General features: G+C 58.8%; 18 protein-coding genes. All 18 read right to left on the bottom strand.

Features of this window, described 5'->3' with window-relative positions:
- Nucleotides 1-22 precede the first annotated feature (22 nt).
- On the bottom strand, nt 23-559 hold the full coding sequence (locus F2P44_RS04000) for a hypothetical protein (RefSeq protein ID WP_167085258.1): 537 nt from the start codon (nt 557-559) through the stop codon (nt 23-25).
- A 115-nt stretch (nt 560-674) separates the two neighbouring features.
- Nucleotides 675-1,442 carry a hypothetical protein gene (locus tag F2P44_RS03995; RefSeq protein ID WP_167085256.1) on the bottom strand — a complete coding sequence of 256 codons (768 nt, stop codon included), beginning with the start codon at nt 1,440-1,442 and terminating at the stop codon, nt 675-677.
- A gap of 83 nt (nt 1,443-1,525) precedes the next feature.
- On the bottom strand, nt 1,526-2,449 hold the full coding sequence (locus F2P44_RS03990; protein ID WP_167085254.1) for a hypothetical protein: 924 nt from the start codon (nt 2,447-2,449) through the stop codon (nt 1,526-1,528).
- A complete protein-coding gene (locus F2P44_RS03985; protein WP_167085252.1) occupies nt 2,446-8,466 on the bottom strand; it encodes a tape measure protein in 6,021 nt (2,006 codons plus the stop codon). The genes F2P44_RS03990 and F2P44_RS03985 overlap by 4 nt, the downstream gene beginning before the upstream one ends.
- Nucleotides 8,467-8,516: 50 nt before the next feature.
- Nucleotides 8,517-8,918: a hypothetical protein gene (locus F2P44_RS03980; RefSeq protein WP_167085250.1), complete on the bottom strand. Its 402-nt coding sequence runs from the start codon at nt 8,916-8,918 to the stop codon at nt 8,517-8,519.
- A 35-nt stretch (nt 8,919-8,953) separates the two neighbouring features.
- On the bottom strand, nt 8,954-9,382 hold the full coding sequence (locus F2P44_RS03975) for a hypothetical protein (protein WP_167085248.1): 429 nt from the start codon (nt 9,380-9,382) through the stop codon (nt 8,954-8,956).
- 114 nt (nt 9,383-9,496) lie between these two features.
- Entirely contained in the window at nt 9,497-9,949 is a 453-nt protein-coding gene (locus tag F2P44_RS03970; protein WP_167085246.1) for a hypothetical protein, read from the bottom strand.
- A gap of 113 nt (nt 9,950-10,062) precedes the next feature.
- The gene (locus tag F2P44_RS03965; protein ID WP_167085244.1) at nt 10,063-10,467 is read right to left on the bottom strand and encodes a hypothetical protein; all 405 of its coding nucleotides are present in this window, start codon (nt 10,465-10,467) and stop codon (nt 10,063-10,065) included.
- Complete coding sequence (locus tag F2P44_RS03960) at nt 10,464-10,712, bottom strand: hypothetical protein (RefSeq protein ID WP_167085242.1); 249 nt, start codon at nt 10,710-10,712, stop codon at nt 10,464-10,466. The genes F2P44_RS03965 and F2P44_RS03960 overlap by 4 nt, the downstream gene beginning before the upstream one ends.
- On the bottom strand, nt 10,709-11,194 hold the full coding sequence (locus tag F2P44_RS03955) for an HK97-gp10 family putative phage morphogenesis protein (RefSeq protein ID WP_167085240.1): 486 nt from the start codon (nt 11,192-11,194) through the stop codon (nt 10,709-10,711). The genes F2P44_RS03960 and F2P44_RS03955 overlap by 4 nt, the downstream gene beginning before the upstream one ends.
- On the bottom strand, nt 11,191-11,532 hold the full coding sequence (locus F2P44_RS03950) for a head-tail adaptor protein (RefSeq protein WP_167085238.1): 342 nt from the start codon (nt 11,530-11,532) through the stop codon (nt 11,191-11,193). Before F2P44_RS03950 ends, F2P44_RS03955 begins: the two co-directional genes overlap by 4 nt.
- Nucleotide 11,533: 1 nt before the next feature.
- Entirely contained in the window at nt 11,534-12,079 is a 546-nt protein-coding gene (locus F2P44_RS03945) for a head-tail connector protein (protein ID WP_167085236.1), read from the bottom strand.
- Nucleotides 12,080-12,084: 5 nt separating this feature from the next.
- A complete protein-coding gene (locus tag F2P44_RS03940) occupies nt 12,085-13,536 on the bottom strand; it encodes an SGNH/GDSL hydrolase family protein (protein ID WP_167085234.1) in 1,452 nt (483 codons plus the stop codon).
- Nucleotides 13,537-13,538: 2 nt separating this feature from the next.
- Entirely contained in the window at nt 13,539-13,850 is a 312-nt protein-coding gene (locus tag F2P44_RS03935) for a hypothetical protein (protein WP_167085233.1), read from the bottom strand.
- A 52-nt stretch (nt 13,851-13,902) separates the two neighbouring features.
- The gene (locus F2P44_RS03930) at nt 13,903-15,123 is read right to left on the bottom strand and encodes a phage major capsid protein (protein ID WP_167085232.1); all 1,221 of its coding nucleotides are present in this window, start codon (nt 15,121-15,123) and stop codon (nt 13,903-13,905) included.
- Between the two features lie 69 nt (nt 15,124-15,192).
- Entirely contained in the window at nt 15,193-15,888 is a 696-nt protein-coding gene (locus tag F2P44_RS03925; protein ID WP_167085231.1) for a head maturation protease, ClpP-related, read from the bottom strand.
- Nucleotides 15,818-17,194: a phage portal protein gene (locus F2P44_RS03920; protein ID WP_167085230.1), complete on the bottom strand. Its 1,377-nt coding sequence runs from the start codon at nt 17,192-17,194 to the stop codon at nt 15,818-15,820. The genes F2P44_RS03925 and F2P44_RS03920 overlap by 71 nt, the downstream gene beginning before the upstream one ends.
- Nucleotides 17,194-17,822, bottom strand: a 629-nt coding sequence (locus F2P44_RS03915) for a terminase TerL endonuclease subunit (protein WP_229423366.1), incomplete at its 5' end; no start/stop codon positions are given. The genes F2P44_RS03920 and F2P44_RS03915, both read right to left, overlap by 1 nt.

Genomic DNA, 17,822 nt, shown 5'->3' with positions numbered 1-17,822 from the left:
ATGTAGGGCATGACGAGGGAACTTATTGGTAATATGTGAACGTTATCGTCCCTCCAGGCGGCACCACGATGTCGTACGAGATTCCAGGTGCGACAGCAACGTTGGTGAAGTTGCCAGTTGGTGCCGGGCCACCAGTTCCGCCTGGGAAGGTTTTGCTAAACGCGGAACTCGGGTCACCATTCGTCGGCGGCCCGACGGAGTTCCAAGTTACTACGCCCTCACCTCCGTTGTTGATATTGCCAAATGGTGTCCATCCGCCGGTACCGTATGAGGCAGCTGAGCTACCGATGACACTTGAGAGGGGCCGACTGTGCGTGTCGACTCGATAGGTATTGTTGCTATATTGAACAATCTGATATTCCGTGTATGTCGGATTCCCGCCGGCACTGATCGTAGACTTAGTCGAATCCAATAACGAAACAGCACTGGCCCAGCCATAGTTACCAGCAGTGCTCCCACTACCGCTTGTAAGATAGTTCACGTACACCGTGATCGCGCTGGCAGCAACGACAGATGATGCGGTTCCGTTGCTGCCCCGTCCGGACAGCGTGTCGATCATGGTGGTCGTCGCCGGTGCGACCCACGTGCCACTGGCGTTAAAAGTTTGGGTCGTAGGTGTACGGGATTTTTTACCGTAGAACAACGAGCGCATGACGTCGATTGAACTTGCCATCTCATCCCCGCAGCACGGAAACGATGAGCGTGGTGCCGCCGTCGCGCGTCGACACCATTACATAATCGGTGCCGCCTGTTTGCCAGGTAATATTCGCGATGGCGGCCGTGGACACGACCGCCCCGTCGTACCTGATGAACCGCGCCCCGGCGGGCCAGGTTGGCGCGCCCCCCTGGCCAATGTTCACCAGCTCCAGGAATTGCATCGCATGTTTGCCGCTGGCCGGCCAGCCCGTGAAGCTCATCGTCTTTGCGCCTGAAGCCGGCGCCACGCGCTGGCTTCCGCCGTTCGCGTATGCCACAGCAGTGCTCGGGCCGTTATCGTAGTAGGTCATCGAACGCACCAGCTCCTGCAGGTCGGACAGCACCGCGATGGTGCCGCTGGCCGCCGGCACCGTCAACGCCACCACCGTGTTCGTTGGGATCAGCGTGTCGCACTCGAAGCGCACTTGTTTCGACGCGTCTAAGCTCCCCTTCGCAATCGAGTTAGAGTCGACGAAGGCCACGATTCCGCTGGCCATGGCCGCGCTCCCGACCGCCGCGTCACGGGCCTGCTCGGCCTGACCCTTGGCAGTCTCCGCAAGGCCCTTCGCGGTCTGGGCGGCGTCGCGGGCGGTTTCCGCTGCCCCCTTGGCTAGGTTCGCGTTCGCGAGGGACGTACCCGCGCTGCTCGCGCTGCTTGCGGCGTCCGTGGCGTTGCCGAACACGTTACTCGCCAGGGCGGCAAACTGCGTAACTGCCAAAATGAGCCAGGTGACGAATGCGTCCATTCGGTTGGAGAAGGTCGCACGGTCGTTGCGTTGAATTGCGGGCGTCGGTACAGGGGTGATTGGTGGAGGGGGAACTACAGCCATTAGATAAATCCTTTCACATCAAGGGAAACGGTGCAGAGGTCTGGACCGTCGAACGACAGGGTTGGGGTCGGCAAACCGAAAACACGAAGAGGCGAGTAATCCACGAGATCAGTCGCGATCACAACGCATGGAACCGACTGGACCTCTTTCAACGTTGCGTAGACAGCAGCGGCCTCCGCGATCCCGAGCTTCGCCGTCACCGACATATCCGTCGTGTTGGCCCCAGGCGTGATCTTGGTTCTACCAAATTTGTCGACATCAATGAAGCTGTAGGAATTCGGCGTCACCTTCGCGCCGTACTCTGTAAGCCCGATTGGCTTCATATCGCCCAGTGCAAGCAGGCCACACTTCGCAAGACCAGTAATCCGGGTCAGGGTTACGGTAATTTCAGCGTTGTTAAATGCGGCCAAGTCCGTCACTACGAAGTCAGTTTGCGGCTTAAACCGGTCAAAGAAATATTCGTAGTAGTCGCCGGGCTCAGACCCTTCAAGATCATCGGAGTAGGCGTAAATCACGTTCCCGCCTGGCGCATCGCGAACGGCGATGCTCAGCCCGTCCGCCTCCAACCCAAACAGTGCAAGTGAATTGAACGAGCCGGGGCGCAACGTTATAGACAAGGGCGAGGCGGCACTTTTAGTTGAAACGTAGCCGTCGAACATTGCCCACAAATTCGTTGGCCCTTGGTCCACCCACCACGGCACCGCGCCGAATTGGTTGATCAGATCGGTCGGATCATGACCAACATTCGACGACGCGGAGACGCTTTCGTAAATCCGGTGGGTCACGGTGCTGATGCACCGTTCACCGAGAGCGTACGCTTTCAACATCGAAAAAGTGGGGTAATCCGCTTCCGGAACGGCTGAGCTTACGATCATGGCGCCGGTAATCGCTACCGGTGCCAGGACACTACAGGGTTGGCTCATGCGGGCACCGCCTTCATTCGGACTGCGTTTCCACCGGAGCTGACGTTATTGAACTGCTTCGCCAACTGGTCGATGCTGCCGGCCGACTTGCCGGTGGCCACAGCGGTTCGTTCCATCGGCGCGCGCAGCTCGGCCAGCTCGCGCCGGACCTCGCGCAGCTCCGCGACCACATCGGCGTTTCCGCCGCCGCTCAGCATCGAACGGGTTTGGTCGGCGTTGAATATCCGCGCCGGCCCAGTCGCCTCCACCTCCGGACCGTTTTCGCCGACCAGGCGCAAGCCGCCGCCGAAATCACCGCCAGTGGCGTAACCAGGAACACCGTGAGTGCGCAGAAACTCCGACAGAGAGCCGTTTTTCCGCGCGTCGAGTTCTGGCTGTGCCGCCTTCATGAAATCAGCCAGCTCGGTGTTGTCCACCGACTCGCCGTACGCCTTCTTCCAGAAATCGATACCGCTCTTCTCTCCTTTGCGACCGAGCACCTTCTGGAACAAGCCCTCGACCGACAGCGGAGGCGGCGTGTCCTTCACGGCCTGCACCGCGATACCGAACGCGCGTAGCGCATCGGCGATCGACATCACCCCGGTATTGAGTCCCCGCGCGAGGTCGAGCTGGGTCTGTGCGTTCGTGATGATGCTGTCCTGCGCCGCCATTTCAGCCGCGTGCTGCTCCGCCATGAGCCGGAGCTGTGCCTCGCCGCCAGCCTGAGCGACGCCGGCGGCCTTGTTAATCGCGTCGACCGTCAGCGCTGCGAAGTCGATCTCGGCCTTGGCGTTGTCCTTCAACGCGGCGATATTGCTACCGGTCCGCGCCTGATCGCGTGCCCATTCCTCAAACGAGCCGAATAGCTGTTGGGACGGCTTCGCAATCGTGGACAATGCTTCGTCCAGACCTTGGATATCCGCAGTGCCGCCGCCGCGCGTGGTGATCGCCGCGCGCGCCAGCAACTCCTGGGCCGAACGACGCTGCGCGCGGTCGAAAAAGGTCGCCTCGATGACCGTCGACGCCAGCGCGCTGTTGAGCTTGTCGAAGACGCTCCGGACGGCATCGGCACGGGCATTGACCGCACTGATCTGATCCTTCGTGCCGTCTGCGAGGATTTTTAGGTCGTCAACCCGGTGCTGGTACTCCTGCTCGAGGAAAGCCTTGTCCCGATCAACCGCAGTTTTTATGTTGCCCAAGGCCGTATTGGCACCCGTGACGGCGTTGTCCGCTGCCGCCGCCTGGTCCTGCAGCGCGGTCCGGTTCTTGATGAGCGCGGCGGTTAATGCGTCCAAGCCAACAAGCTCGTCGGCCCGCGCCGCAGCGACCGCACCGACCTTGTCGCCGCCCAACTCCATGATCTGGATCTCGATCTTCCTGTTGGAAGCAGTCAGCGCAGCAGCGGTTGCTGCAGCAGTGGCAGCCGCAGCCTCATCCTGCAAGGCGTTACGCCGCCTGATGATCGCGACCGTCGAAGGGTCCATGCCCACGACCTCCTTCTCGCGCTGCTCCGTCAACGACCGGGTGGAATTTTCAAGCGCCTCGATCTGGTCCAAATACCTCTGATTTGTCTCGGCCAACGTCTTGGCCTTGCCCAAGCCCTGGACCTCGTCATAAACGTCCCAATTTGACTCGTCGACTTTTTTCCGCCGCTTTGTCTCCAACTCTTCCGGGGTCATCTTCAGCTCGTCGCGCTGGTCGATCAGGCCGTTTCGCTCGCTGAGTTTTTCCGCTGCCGTCTTCGTTTTCTCCAGCTCTGGCACCACAGCAGCAAACGCTTCCTGCAGGGCCATCAAACCGGAGTACATTTCCGAGCCGGCCTTCGTGGCGAGGGCGCCGCTCTGGGACAATCCCAGCACGGCAGACCTGAAATCGTCACGCGTTTTGATGCCCGCCTGTCCAAGCCGCGCCAGCTCGTCGGTCACGTATTTTTGGACAGGCGCCAGACGCTCGGCATCGGTGAGGAAGTTGTTCGCGAAGGCGCTGGACTGCTCGGACAGCTTGTCGATGCCGCCGACCAGGGCGATCAGGTTCTCGCGCGCAGCCAGGCTACCAACGCCGGTCGCGCCGAACGTCATACCAATCGAGGAAAGCGCGCCGTCCAGCGTGGCGTAATTCGACGCCAGACGAACGACGGTCTCGGTGTACCCTTCGCCCACTTGGCGAAACCGGTCCATGTCCGGAAACACAGCGGCGCTCATTTGGTCCATCGTTTTTGAGAGCACCGCATTCAGCGCCTCAGTCAGGGCGTCGCCGGTCAATCCTTTGAGGGAAATCTTGGTGACATCGATCTTCAAGGCATCAAGGGTCGCGGTGACGTGATCTGCCTCGATGCCGAGAACCACGGCTGCTTCTGAAAGCTCGGTCTCGACACCTTTGAAGATCAGGCCGAACTGCGAAGGTAGCTCACCGCCCAACGCGGCGGTGAGCGGCGCATTTGTCGTGCTCTTGCTCAATCCAAAGTAACTCGATTTCGTGGTGTCCACACTGGCGTACTGATCGAACCCCCTGCCACCTTGCAGATCGCGCACGCTGCCGCCAAACTGAATGCCGCTATCGACAATCGTTTGCTTCGTTTTCCCCCAAAGGTTATTGGCGAAGCTGGCGATCTTGTCGCCCAGACCAGGACCGAACAGACTCTTCGTGATTTTGGTCATTTCCGTCGACACGATATCGGTCGGCTTCCCGATGTTGAGTTGGCCGGTCTGGATTCCCAGATTGGTGCCGTTGGCCACACCTGGCGCACGCACGACTAAATTCGCCAGACCTTTCATCGACGCTTCGATGGCGCGCAGCGCGGACAGCATGCCCCGATTGATCGGGATCAGACTGCCAGAATGATCTTCCAGCAGTTCAAGCGAACGCTGAATCGAATCGGATTTCGCGCCCACGTCGCCAAACACACCGCCGGTTCCCTGCGCCGCTTGCGCGTCGGCTGCGGATTGTCCGCCACCAGACGCACCGCCACCACCGATACTGCCGACGATCTTGGCACCGACTGCAATCACAGCGGCCAAGGTCGCGGCGCCTGCGGCAAGGTTCGCAGGAAATGGCAGGGAAGCGAGCGCCTTCACGACAGCGGTAACACCCCAAGCCGTAGCCTGGGCAATCGAATTCAAAATCGAGCGTCCGGTGGATGCCTTCTCTGCGACTTCTTCTTTCGCTTTATTGGCAATAAACAGCCCGGTGAAGGCGGTCACAATTCCACTTTTCACCAGCATGTTTTCAATGGCCATCGCCATTTCCGCCGCGCGGAAAGCCTTTTCCGCGCCGTGCATCACCTTGTACCCTGCTGTGTTCTCCTTGAAAAAACCTTTCGCCGCGCTGGCCATGTCACCATACGAACGCACCTGCAGCTGCGCGGACTGCTGCGCGGCGATCATGTTCGCACGCTGAATCTTGCCCTGGTCGCCGCCGGCGTCCTTGGCGGATTTCTTCAGCTCGGCATCGATGGCCGCCTGCGCGCGCGCGTACCCTGACAGGGCTGTGGTGAGGCCACCAATGGCCGTGCCGACGCGGCCAAACGATTCGGCCATGCCCGCCGCTGCCGATTTGGTCACTTCATCGATAGCGGTCATGATTTCCAGCATATCCTTGGCCGCCGCTACACCACTGCCGGCGCCAACCTCGAGCGCGGCTTTCTTCCCCGTCAGCTCCCTAATCCTGGTCAGCTTGGCGATCTGTTCGTTCAGCGCGAACAGCTCCGCATAAGTCGCAGGACCAGCATCGAGCGCGGCCTGGGCCTTTGCCAGCGCCAGATCGACCACGGCGACCTCTGCCAGGCCGAATGTTTCGATCTGGTGTTCAAGCGTTTTGGTCTGCTCGTCGAGTGCGTTCTTTTCATTCCGGAGCCGGTCGAACGTCTCCTCATCGGTCTTCGCGGACGCTTTTGCAACGCTGTCCTTCAACGCCAGGGATTGCGCATGTGCCGCGACCGCATCCTCCTGTTGCGACAACAAGGCGATCGCCATGCGCGCGGCGGCAATCGATGCGGCGGACAGCCCGTTCTTGCCGGTCTTGATCTCGGCATCGAGCTTGATCGTCATTTTTTGCGATTCGGACAGTTTGTCGTAGCCGTCCAGTTCCAGCTTGTTGGCCGCGTTTTTTTCGGCGATTGACGTCATCAGGTTCTGATAGGCGGTCGCTTCTTTCTTGATCGCGGTCGCGTTGCCCTTGTCAGCATATTTCTCCTGAATCCGCTTGACCATGACGTCGTACTCGGCCGTTTTCCCCTTGAGGTCTTCAATGGTTTTGAGTTCGGCCTTCATCTGCTCGTCCTTCGTCGCGTACTCCTTCTTGAATGCAACTACCCGCTCATTGATCGACTGAGCCGCAACCGCCGCACCGGTTTGCTCGGCCTTCTGCATTTTCTGCGTCAGCTCCAGAATGTTCTGCATCACCTTTTCGCGTTCGCGGTCGATGGCATTGTTGCTCATACCCGTTTTATTCGGGTCGAACTCGCCCGTGCGCGTGTTGAGCGCATTCAAACGGCTCGTTGCCGCGCCCAGTTGTTCGTTTACCGGAATGGCCTTTTCCGCAGCGGCAGTGGTCATGCCAAGATTTTTCAGACGGATCAGTTTTTCGTTTTTGTCGATTTGCTCATCCAAGCCTTTGATAATGCGAGCCTGCGCTTCGTCGAACGACTCAACCACTTTATCGTTGGACTCCTTGGCATCCTTGCCCCACTTTGACCACGCAAGAGCGCCGGCACTAAGGGCAATGATGATTGCCCCAATGGGGCCACCCACGAGCGCCAGGCCTCCGCGCAACAGGCCCATTGCGCGCGTGGCCAAGCCAGCCGCGCCGGCCTGCGCGGCAATAGCTGCCGTGTTGGCGATCGACGCAGTCGTGGCGCCACCGGCGGCGACAGCCTGGGCCGCAAGCGCGATTGCGTGCGCCTCGGCTGCGGCTGCCGCACGAGCCTGTGCGGGAATCAGGCCGTTGGTAGTGATGGCCAGTGCAGCGGCGCCGTCGGCGGCCAGCACGGCAGCGCGTAACTCGGTCACGCGCGCGGCCGTGAGGGCGGTAGCGCTGGCCGTGGCCTGGACATCGGCCTGGGCCTCCGTCAATTTGGCCGCAGCGCCTATCGCCGCTGCCTCCGTTGTTGTGACGGCGGCTTGCAGTGTTGCCGTTGCCAGCGCACGCTTGGCGGCCACTGCGGCGTACGCATCCGTAGTCAGGCTGACGATCCAGTTCGTCGCCTTGATAGCGATCATGGTAGACATTGCCCAGGCTACGCCCGCCAGATTGCTGGACAGCAGGCCGATAGCCCCCGTGAGACCAGCAACGGCGCCGCTTGCGTTTGCCTGCACGCCTACCAGTTCCATTACGTTGTTCTTGAGGACCGTAAATGCGCCGGCGATGGTTTGCACCTGGGCCGCCTCTACGCGCAGCTTCTCCAACGCATCAGGGAGCACCGTTGCCATGATCTTTGAAGTGATCTGCCCTTCCTCGGCCATCTTCTTCAGCGCGCCGACCGGCATGCCCATACCATCAGCCAGCGCCTTCATCAATCGCGGTGCCGCCTCGTTAACAGCGTTAAATTCTTCGCCACGCAGTGTTCCAGAAGCAAACGCTTGGGAAAGCTGTAACTGTGCAGATGCCGATTCCGCTGCCGCAGCACCGCTCACCTTTAAGCTGAGATTGACTACCTCGGTAATCTCTGCAACCTTCTTTTGACTGGTTCCCAGCTCCCGTGTGCCGTTGGCGATCCGGGCGTAAAGCATGCCTGTGGCGCCAAGCTCCTGCTGCGCATCGTTAGCAATCCTTTTCACATCGCTATATGCCGCTGCATATTCTCGAGTGGAAGTCGACGCCAAACGGAGCTGAGCCGTAAATTTGGCGTAGGAGTCGGATAGCTGAATGAGCTGCGCCAACCCCATACCACCAAAGATGCCAGCGAGCGCGCCCTTCAGGACGTCCGCGGCCCTGCCCATCGCCATAGTGGAGTCTGAAACTACACGCCGCGCCATATCCATATCCTGCTGCAGCCGTGCGATGTCGGCACGCAGCCGAATTTCCATGTCGCCAACGATCATGTTGATCCCAAATAAAAACGGCCGCTATCGAAGCGGCCGGTGTGTAGCAATTACGAGAGGAAGTCGTCGAGGTTTCGCGCTGCATCCTCGACGTAAACCCGCTTGAGATATCCATCATCCCCAAACGGTGGCGGGCAGTCCCGCTTGATCGCCTGGTGTGACTCGCCCAGGTATGCCTTAGACATTCGGATCAACGTCGAGGCTTCCCACTCGCTCAGCTCGATGCCCGTATTGTGCTGACACGCAACAAGCTCGGAATGGTTTAATGGCGCCTCGCCCATGCTGCCGGACAGCGTCGGCCCCCAAGACCACAGGTAATCCAATAGATGCGATCCACATTCCAAGTCAGGCATCGCTGGCTGGTATTGATCGTCCTTATTGTCATCCTTGAGCTTTTGGAGTCGAGATCGACGCGGGGCTTTCGATTTGTCACCTTCGGAATTTTCCGGCACCGCACTAAGCCATGCACAGTGCCGGACGTGAAGGATTAGGCAGCCTGCGACGCCTTCGTAAAATTTGCGGTATCGCTCAGCAGCTTGTCGAGCTGCGCCGGGATGAAGCACAACTCCAGATCGCTGTAGACCGCCAGGTGCAGCGCCTTGTCGGTCAGCTCGTCGACCTCGATGTTCTCGAAGCGATCGGTCACGGCTGCCAGGAAATCGGCTGTGTCCTTGGTTTGATCTTCGGCGGTCAAGTCCGACTTGCCTTTCTTTTTGTAGCGATCCATGTTGCGGTTCGCCTGCGCCGCCTTGGCCTTCGCGTAGACCTTGGTGCCAGGCCCAAACACGTGCACGTTCATCGGCTTCGATTCGTCCGGCTTGCCGTCCGGGCCGTCTGCGAACATGGGGTCGTCATTGCCGTCGCGCAGTTGATGAATGGCAGTAGGGACGAGAGCGTATTTTTTGAGATTGGTCATGGTGTACTTTCTTTTCGTGGGTAAATAGATGCCCGTGCCAGCCGCTGCGCCTACGAAGGCGACAGCAACGTGCCGGGTATTGGCCGCGTGGCCATAATCGAATTGGGATGTTGCTTAGGCGGTGATGGTGTCGCTCTGGCGCAGCAGAGTGAAACTACCTTTCACCGCATCGTTGCCGGTGCCGTTGTTCTCGACGAACTTCATCACCTGGGCGGTAAAGTAACGGACCGCTTTGTTTTGCTTGACGAGTTTGAACGACAGAATGTCGTAGCTGTTTGCGCCTTTTTCGATGAGGATCTGGCCAGCATCGTCTTCGATCCATGCGCATTCAAAGTCGGCATTGGGCAGCTTGTACGTGCCCTTCTTTTCGCGGTCGCGCGCATTGCCTACGGTGGAGAGCGACGATGTCGAGTATTCACGTCCCTTGACGCCACCGACATTGGTGATGCTGCCGACCTCGACCCATTTCAGCTCAGCAAACGCAACTGCTGTATCGGCGGTCGGCCTTGTCGGGAAAGCGAATAACTGCGTACCGGCGACTGTATCGAAGTCATCTTCAAATGCCATGAGTGTTACCTTTCATAGATTGGCTCGCTCGCAAAATGCGAGGCGGGCGGGATGGGGAAAATCTGGACAAAAAAAGAGCCGCTACACAGCGACTCCCAGGTTGCGAACGGAATTCAGTTTGGCGCGATATAGGCGACTTTGAAGTCGCGAGTTTGTTGGTACAGGCCAGCAGCTTCATCCGTCATATCGGGGCCGACCACGTCACGCAATACACTGCGCACGACTACACCAGCGATCACACCGGTGTACACCCCGCTGCTTAGCTTGGCGGCCTCCAGGAGAGCCTTCTGTTCCGGATAAGTCTTTGCATGCACGGTGACCTGGATGCGGGAGGTAACCAGAACGCTTGCCTGCGTGCGTGAGGCAGTCCCCAGCTCGACGCGGGTAATTTCCTTGATGCTGATCGCAGGGATAACGCCGACGGGGACCGTGCCGGCACAGATGCTGTCCGCTTCGATGAGCGCGGCCAGCGGGGCGTGGTCGACGAGCAGAGCACGTATCACTTTTACCGCGCTCATTTCCCGGAACCTTTCGCTTTCAATCTCAGTAAGGGGATTGGGTCAACCGCCACCGCGATAGCGGCAACATCAACGCCCTCACCGACCTGCAGCACCTCGACCGCATCGCCACGGCGGATGTGGTACTGCGCGAGTCGATCGCCGCGCGGAGAATCGACCGTTTCGTACTCGAGACCTGCGACGAGGTCGATAACGTTGACGCCATCGATGGAACCCGGCTTGGAAGTCTCCATCCTGATTTTCATCTATCCTCCGGCGCCGGAACGTTCAGACCTTCCACGGTCAAGCGCTTGCGGATCTGGGTGCCGATGGCATGGATCGCAGCGTCCGCCTGGACGTCCATCGCCGGTCGTAGAAACGGGTGGGGACGAGCACCAGGGTGTTGGACGCGCTGGGTTACAGTGCCGCCAAAAGCAAGCGCTGATGCTCGCTTTGCTTCGATCACGTGCGGCGCAGTACCGAATTCGACGAATTGCCAGTACCACGCCTTTTTGTTCCCGGCCTTGACAGAAGCACTCACGCGGCCCTTCTTGTAGCCCGTGTTGACACGAATGCTTCGCCGCAGCGCGCCCAGCTCAACAGGGACACGCGACTTTGCTGCGTCTTTAAATACATTCGCGCCGGCGCGTAACGCTGAACGCATGATGTTCTTTTCCACCTTTGCTGACACCTGCTGGAGAAAGGCGTCCAGCTCAGCGCCGCCGGAAATATTGCGGTTATTGCTCATATTGAATAGCCCTCCAGAATATATTCGCTTCGCTCCCGGTCATCCAAGAGCGCCGGGCCGGCGATGATCTGCATCAAGCGATCACCCCGGCTGTGCAAAGTCACGCGCATCTCGGCAGTGATCGCGCTGTTATTACGGATTCGCAGGCGCGAGCGCTGCAACGCCAGGCGCAGACCGTCGTCTGTCGACTCCGCGCGGCTGGGCAGGATGTCCTGCACACTTGCCCATATTCGCGATTCGACCACCACCCAGCCATCAAGTGGCGTGTTGTACTCAGGATCACGTCCTGCCGCGCGGCGCTCGATTGTGACTTTGTCGTTTTCGGTAAAAGTCTTCATGTCAGCTGTACACCTTGAATCCGTCGAGAAGGCGTACGAGATGCGGCGACACAGCAGTACCGGCCGGCGCGTACATTTCCTTTATTTTCGCCAGCAGGTACTTCTTTATTGGCGCTGGCGTCGAGGCATCAGTGAGGCCGTAGCCGCTCACGAACACAATGGTGACGGCGCCAGTTCGTGGCAGGGTTGCCGGCCACTGCTTCCCGAGCGTCGGCTCGACCCAGCCAGGCGTCGCCACCGTGTTGACGAAGTAGTCCGCTATCGGAACTGTGCGTTCAATGCCTTCAATGTCGAGATACTTAACGCTCGTTACCGATTGCAGCGGCGACGGCGCAAGCCGTATCCTGCTTTCAAACCGGTCGAGCGTTGCGAGGTATGAGCGCGCGATGATCGCCCGCTGCATTTCAAACTCCGCGTCTTCGGTGATTGCCAGGATGTCGATTTCCAGCTCAGCATCGAAGTCGCTTCCATTGAGCCGCGCGGCATTGCGCGCGGCAGAAAGCGACACCGCCATGCCCACTGGTGCAGTTATAAGTCGCGTGGTCATGGTTTTTACCCGTTGGTGTTGAGATATGCAGTCAGCGAGCGCGCCATGACTGTTTCAATGCAAAATTCGCTCGGATGAAACTTATCGCCCTTGTGGTTCATCATGGGAACCCAACGCTCTGGCACTGCACCGTCACCGATACCAGGGAACGAAAGTACGCTCGCGCCCGCTACCGTTGCGAGCCATGCGTTGAACTCGACTCGGTAACGATCTTGGAGGGCATTGAGGTCGTTATAAGGCAGCAGCGGGATGAAGCACACGTAACGAATGCCGTTTGCTCGCGCAAAACGAACGATCTCCATAGCGCGGCTTCTGTGCTCTGCGAAAGTCCGCGCCAGATTTGCGATCACGTAGCCGTCGTTCACTGATGCCGGACTGATCACCAATCTGTCCGGGATGATGCCGGCGGCGACCAATTCTTGCGTGCGCGCCCAAAATTCTGCTGCGCCTTTGCTGGAGCAGCCGAGATTCACATAATTAACCGGACGAGCTGGAGTAGAGGCGTCGGCACAACCACGGTAACCCCACGACGTAAAAATACCGCTGACCAGCTGGTCGTTCTGGCCGGTCGAATCAGTCGCGACTACGCAGGTTATTGAAGGGACCGCATAGTGAAAGATTGGAAAAATCAGGTGCGATTCAGCGCTGAGAGCGACATTGATACCGGGGTTGGTCAAAGCGTCGGCCCCGTAGTTAAACGTCTGGACGATGCGGCCACGGTTCTCCAAAGTAGCCGTACGCATCGCGGCGGATGCCGCTACGAACCAAAATTTTCCGCCCACTCCGGGATCGTGATCGATACGAAATACGGCTGCGTGCAAGCCGCCTGGAACATCAGCACGCGGGACGGAATTGAGTGCGAGAACATCCGATGCAACGATTTGTGACGATGTCGCGGACGCCGGGATCGTGGGTGTCGGTGCACCGCCCCAAGTCAGCGGAAAGAACCCGTTGATCGTACCCGGAGCGGCCATTACACCGTACGTAACGCCGTTGATTACCGGCTTGCAGAGATTCGCCTGGATATTGAGCGAGACCGTTTCTGTCACGCCGGCAATCGCTCTCAACCCGGTAATCTGATTGTTGGCCAGATTGACATACACGAGCTGTACGGCGTAAAACGGTGCCTCGGCAACGCAGGTCAGCCCCCAGGTGGCGCGATAGGGGGACGCACTCGCAATAAGGCCACCGAAGGTGACACCTGCGATAGCGCTGCCAAACCACTTCGCCGCACCCTTAATATTGGCCATCCCCAGGCGCTTGGCACGGCCGTTGCCTTGCAGGGCAACATCTGCTGCAATCGGGCTTAGAGTCGGCGCAGGATAGTAAGGCGTGCCGCCTACCAGATTCGTGGTCGCCATTTTTTCTGCAACCAGCCCTGCTTCAGTTCCGGTATCCAATATGACGATGGCGTTCGCGGGATAGTTCGCGTACCCGCAGAGAAGACGAATAGTCATCGTTACACGCTCACCAGGCTAATGGCGTACGCGACTGCGGAAGGATCTGGATCGACAACGCCGACCAGGCCATCGAGCAACGCTGCATCGATTTCGACGACGTCGTTACAATTGCCGTGCTCGCACTGGACCAGCACCCGCACACGGACGAATTCAAGCGGCACTGAATGCTGGACTTCATCGTCGAATACCGGTGTCCCAGCCGGCTGGACTGCATCGCTTGGCGGTGGCGTCATCGCATCCAGCTGCCGCTTATCGTCGGGCGGCGACTCTGTCGCATCCAGACGGGGTGCAACAATCGTTTTTTTGGACATTGGATTCTCCTGTTGCCCCAAGGGGCAGATTTGCGACTCGGGGCGCCGCTGGTTAGGTTGGGGAATGCTGGTAGACCTTGATGCCGTTCAGGTCGAGCAGATTGCCCCCCGCACGCGCCCAGGCCAGAAAACCGACTTGCCCCTTGCTGGTGTAGACCGAGTCCTCAAAGCGGAACAGCAGCAGCTCCAGAACGTCGCGGATCATGTATTTGGAAAAATCGCCGTAGCCAATCGACTTGGCATTCGCGCCTGGCTGCGCCATGTCGTTGTTGATGGCGACATCCTCGCCCAGCAGTTGGGCCGGGGTGCCGGTCTTGATGCCGGCTTCGTACGAATCGGCCCAGATGGGGCGCCCGGCGCCGTCCTTGAGCTTGCGGACCATCTTGCGGGTCTGTTGGTGCATCATGAAGCGGCAGTTCCCTGCGTCCTGATAAGCCGCATCGATGGACTCTTGCAGATCGACCAGATCTTCCCAGGTGACCAAGACGGTTTGTCCAGTGGCGCCGATTTTTCCGATTGGCGCTACCGTCGAGAATCCCGTTGGCTGGCCAATGCCGGTTCCGCTGGTAAAGCCCTTGTTCATCGTGCGGCCAATACGGTCATTGATACGCTTGACGACCATCGCGATGATGTCGATTGAGCTGTCCTGCAGCAGTTCCATAGGGATCGTGATGATCTTGGAGCTTGCTTTGAAAGCGGCCAGGCTGGCCGCACCAACGGTCGGGTCGGCGGACGATGCCTGCGTGTTTTCCGGAACCCATTCTCCTTCTTCGGACGTGCCATCGGAAGTTGGGTAGCTCAGGGGATTGCCCTGGGACGTGGTGATGCTGGACGCAACATTGCGCATGCCGCCGAACGCCTTCAGCGAGTCGATTAGCTCCTTGGCTACGTCAGTCTGCACAGTGTAGCCGCCCTGCCCCGGCGTGCCGACGGACATGGTGTTGCGAATTTCCTTCATTTCTTCGTTCGACATTCCCTGCGGGCCATCGCGCAGCAGCTTGGCAAACAGGACGCGCGATTTGTTGTTCTCGGCGCGCGCGCCGGGGTTGGTACGGAAATGCTCGACGTCGCGGTTGTGCTCTTCGATATCGAGCGCCATGACTTTCTCGATGTTCGAGATTTCGGTTTCCAGCGCTTCGATCTTGTCGCTGCGCGCATCGAAAATCGCCTGGTCTTCTTTCGTCCAGAGGCGGTCGCCTTTCTGGCTCATCTGGCTGCGTGCTTCTTTCGCGAGTTGCTGACGTTCCTCGCGCAATGCTTGAATCGATTTCATCTTTTTCCTTTAATGATGGTCGTAAAAAAAGCCGCTCAAGGCGGCTAAGGTCGGGATTGCGCGAGCGCGTTATCCGATTTCGTGGAGGCGCAGCCGGTTGAGGTTGCGCTGACGAACGGCTTCCCAATCGGGGATTGCGTCCTCAATCGGCGCAATCCGCGGAGCATTGCTGTAGGCCGAAAGGTTCCATTGGTTCTCGACTTTGGCGGTGCCGGTGATCGAGTCCACGAACCCGTTTTCGACCGCCTCGTCTGCCGTGAACCACGTCTCGGCGTTCATCCACGCCGCGATCTCGTCTTTCGCTTTACCGGTCTTGCGCATGTAGTCGGCCACAATCGACTCATCAATTTTGCCGAGAAGCGCAGCAGTCTCGGTCAGATCGTCCTTGTTCCCGTACGCCATCGTCCAGGCGTTATGGATCATGTAGAAGCTGCCGGCAGCGATCGTCACGGTCGCGCACGCTGCAGTGACGTATGTCGCCGCGCTGGCGGCCAGTCCTTCGATCACCGCATGCACGTTGCCGTGCTGGGCAATCGCAGCGGCCATGGCCCGACCGTCGAACACGTCGCCACCTGGCGAGTTCACGCGCAGGGTGATTTTTTTGCCATGCATGCCGGCCAGTTCCTTGTTGAACGCGGCAGCGCCCACCCCCCAATATGGGTCGATCACGTCGTACAGGAACAGCGTTTCCGGATCAGTCTCCGAGCGGATCAGCGCCGGTGCTCGCGTCGCGTTGTTCCGGATCAGTTGCACTATCTTTTTCATTTTCATCCTTAGTTTTTTCGGCCTGCGGAGCCGGTTTATCCGGGCGGAACAACACATCGCCGCCGTCGACAGGTGGCAGATTCTTGATGCGTCGCACTTCGTTCACGGTCATCCATCCAGGGCCTTGCGAGCCACCGATGTACTGGCGCATGTACTCGCCCTCGGCCTTTGAATCGCCTGACAGTAGAGACTCCATGCGGTGCTCAACGAACGGAGAAGCGCGACGGAACAGCTTGCGGTTAAGCTCCTGGCGAATCACATCGAGGTGATGCTGCATCGAGAACTTGATGAACCCAAGTGTCTGCTGCTGCACGCCGCTCCCCCAAGAAGTGGTGGTTTCCTGGGCGCCGATCATGTGTGGCGGAACCCCCAGGGCACGCGCAATATCGATCACCTGAAACTTTCGCGATTCAAGAAGCTGAGCGTCGCCGGCCGTCATGCTCATTTCCTTGATGTCCAGACCTTGCGTGAGCACCATCGGCAAGCCGGCGTTGTTCACGCCGGCGTATCGTTTCTTGTATTCCTCGCGCAGCTGCTCGACCTGCTCGGGGTCCATGCGCGCCGCTGCCTTGATGACATGCTTAGGGGCCGCACCATTGGAAAAGAAATTGCCGGAGAAGGTGTCTGCCGCTAACGCAACTCCAATGGATTGGAAGGCGCCCCATTGGATCGCGGACATGCTATGTGTGCCGTTAAATCCGAAGCCAGTGAAGTGCAGCATGTCATCCTGATGCACTGCATACACCCGGCCCTCCTCGTCACAGACCGTGTAAATCAGAAAATCGCCGTGCTTTTTTCCACTTACGCGGTCGGGATGAAGAGGCCGCAACGCCTTGATGGCGGCGCCGGCACGGACGATTTCAACATAGCCGTCTCCGCGCAGCATCCGGCTTTGCATTATCCAGCTCCACATTGAGGCAGCAGTCCAGTTGCCAATCGGCTGTTCGTTCAGCAACCACCACAATTCTGGCTGGATGCTTTCACGTGCACCGGCCACTTCCCGATAGACCGAAATCGGAATCGAAGCCAGGGTGCCGGCGAGAAGCCGCACCCCGGCGTACACAGCGGATACGCGCATTGCGGATTGCGGCGTAACCGCAAACCCCGATGCCGATGCGGTGCCGCCCAGAACAGCGATTACCTGCGGGTCACTGGATTTGATCACTTGGGTGGCATTGGCGATCTGTGCAGACGTCTGCACACTCGACTCGGACAGGTCGGGGAAGTCGAAGCTATGCACCGCCGTTGACATAGGCAGCGGTTCGACTGTATCCCCACCAAAAAAGCCATCAAATATTTTCCACATTAAAGCCCCACGTAGCCTTGGTCGATATACTCATCAACAAACACGAGCGCCCGGCCCATGCCAATCAGCATGGCAACGGGGCCGTCAATTTTTTCACTCAGTTTTTCTTTGGTCGGATGTTTAAGCCCGCTGAACTTCGACTCACGCAGGACGACGTTACCCATCATCCACTCCATGCAGGTATTGCCCTGGTGGACCAGGTCTCCAGTCAGTACCTTGTTCTCGATCTCGATGATGGGCATGGTGAAGTGCGTCGAAGTTTGCGAAATCTCGACCATGGGCAAACCCTTCTCGATGAGCTTTGCCACGAAATACGATGAAAATTTCGGGTCGTACGGCAGTTCCTTGACTTGGAACCGTGCTGCGTACGCCTCGATGTCTGTGCGGATCACATCGAAATCGGTGGCATTACCTGGGTTGATATGCAGCTCGTCGAGCAGCGCATAGCGCCGGTAGTGGTCGTTCTCCTTTTTTTCCGCCTCGTACTCGTTGAGATAGAAACGGAAGAACACGTAAAACTTGTTGCCACGTTTGAAAATCAGGCAAAGCGCGGCGATGTCGCTCTTTTCCGCCAGGTCCAGACTAATCCAGCATTCCTCGCCTTCAAAATGCTCCAGCCTAATGGTGG

Source organism: Massilia frigida, from assembly GCF_011682175.1.
GTDB lineage: Bacteria > Pseudomonadota > Gammaproteobacteria > Burkholderiales > Burkholderiaceae_D > Telluria_A > Telluria_A frigida.
The sequence above is the reverse complement of the archived record's forward strand: the minus strand, read 5'-3'. Positions and strand labels throughout refer to the sequence as shown.

Excerpts from the sequence above, each read along its gene's own strand:
- F2P44_RS04000 (WP_167085258.1), bottom strand. The coding sequence starts at position 559 with ATGATCGACACGCTGTCCGGACGGGGCAGCAACGGAACCGCATCATCT.
- F2P44_RS03995 (WP_167085256.1), bottom strand. The coding sequence starts at position 1,442 with ATGGACGCATTCGTCACCTGGCTCATTTTGGCAGTTACGCAGTTTGCC.
- F2P44_RS03990 (WP_167085254.1), bottom strand. The coding sequence starts at position 2,449 with ATGAGCCAACCCTGTAGTGTCCTGGCACCGGTAGCGATTACCGGCGCC.
- F2P44_RS03985 (WP_167085252.1), bottom strand. The coding sequence starts at position 8,466 with ATGATCGTTGGCGACATGGAAATTCGGCTGCGTGCCGACATCGCACGG.
- F2P44_RS03975 (WP_167085248.1), bottom strand. The coding sequence starts at position 9,382 with ATGACCAATCTCAAAAAATACGCTCTCGTCCCTACTGCCATTCATCAA.
- F2P44_RS03970 (WP_167085246.1), bottom strand. The coding sequence starts at position 9,949 with ATGGCATTTGAAGATGACTTCGATACAGTCGCCGGTACGCAGTTATTC.
- F2P44_RS03965 (WP_167085244.1), bottom strand. The coding sequence starts at position 10,467 with ATGAGCGCGGTAAAAGTGATACGTGCTCTGCTCGTCGACCACGCCCCG.
- F2P44_RS03960 (WP_167085242.1), bottom strand. The coding sequence starts at position 10,712 with ATGAAAATCAGGATGGAGACTTCCAAGCCGGGTTCCATCGATGGCGTC.
- F2P44_RS03955 (WP_167085240.1), bottom strand. The coding sequence starts at position 11,194 with ATGAGCAATAACCGCAATATTTCCGGCGGCGCTGAGCTGGACGCCTTT.
- F2P44_RS03950 (WP_167085238.1), bottom strand. The coding sequence starts at position 11,532 with ATGAAGACTTTTACCGAAAACGACAAAGTCACAATCGAGCGCCGCGCG.
- F2P44_RS03945 (WP_167085236.1), bottom strand. The coding sequence starts at position 12,079 with ATGACCACGCGACTTATAACTGCACCAGTGGGCATGGCGGTGTCGCTT.
- F2P44_RS03940 (WP_167085234.1), bottom strand. The coding sequence starts at position 13,536 with ATGACTATTCGTCTTCTCTGCGGGTACGCGAACTATCCCGCGAACGCC.
- F2P44_RS03935 (WP_167085233.1), bottom strand. The coding sequence starts at position 13,850 with ATGTCCAAAAAAACGATTGTTGCACCCCGTCTGGATGCGACAGAGTCG.
- F2P44_RS03930 (WP_167085232.1), bottom strand. The coding sequence starts at position 15,123 with ATGAAATCGATTCAAGCATTGCGCGAGGAACGTCAGCAACTCGCGAAA.
- F2P44_RS03925 (WP_167085231.1), bottom strand. The coding sequence starts at position 15,888 with ATGAAAAAGATAGTGCAACTGATCCGGAACAACGCGACGCGAGCACCG.
- F2P44_RS03920 (WP_167085230.1), bottom strand. The coding sequence starts at position 17,194 with ATGTGGAAAATATTTGATGGCTTTTTTGGTGGGGATACAGTCGAACCG.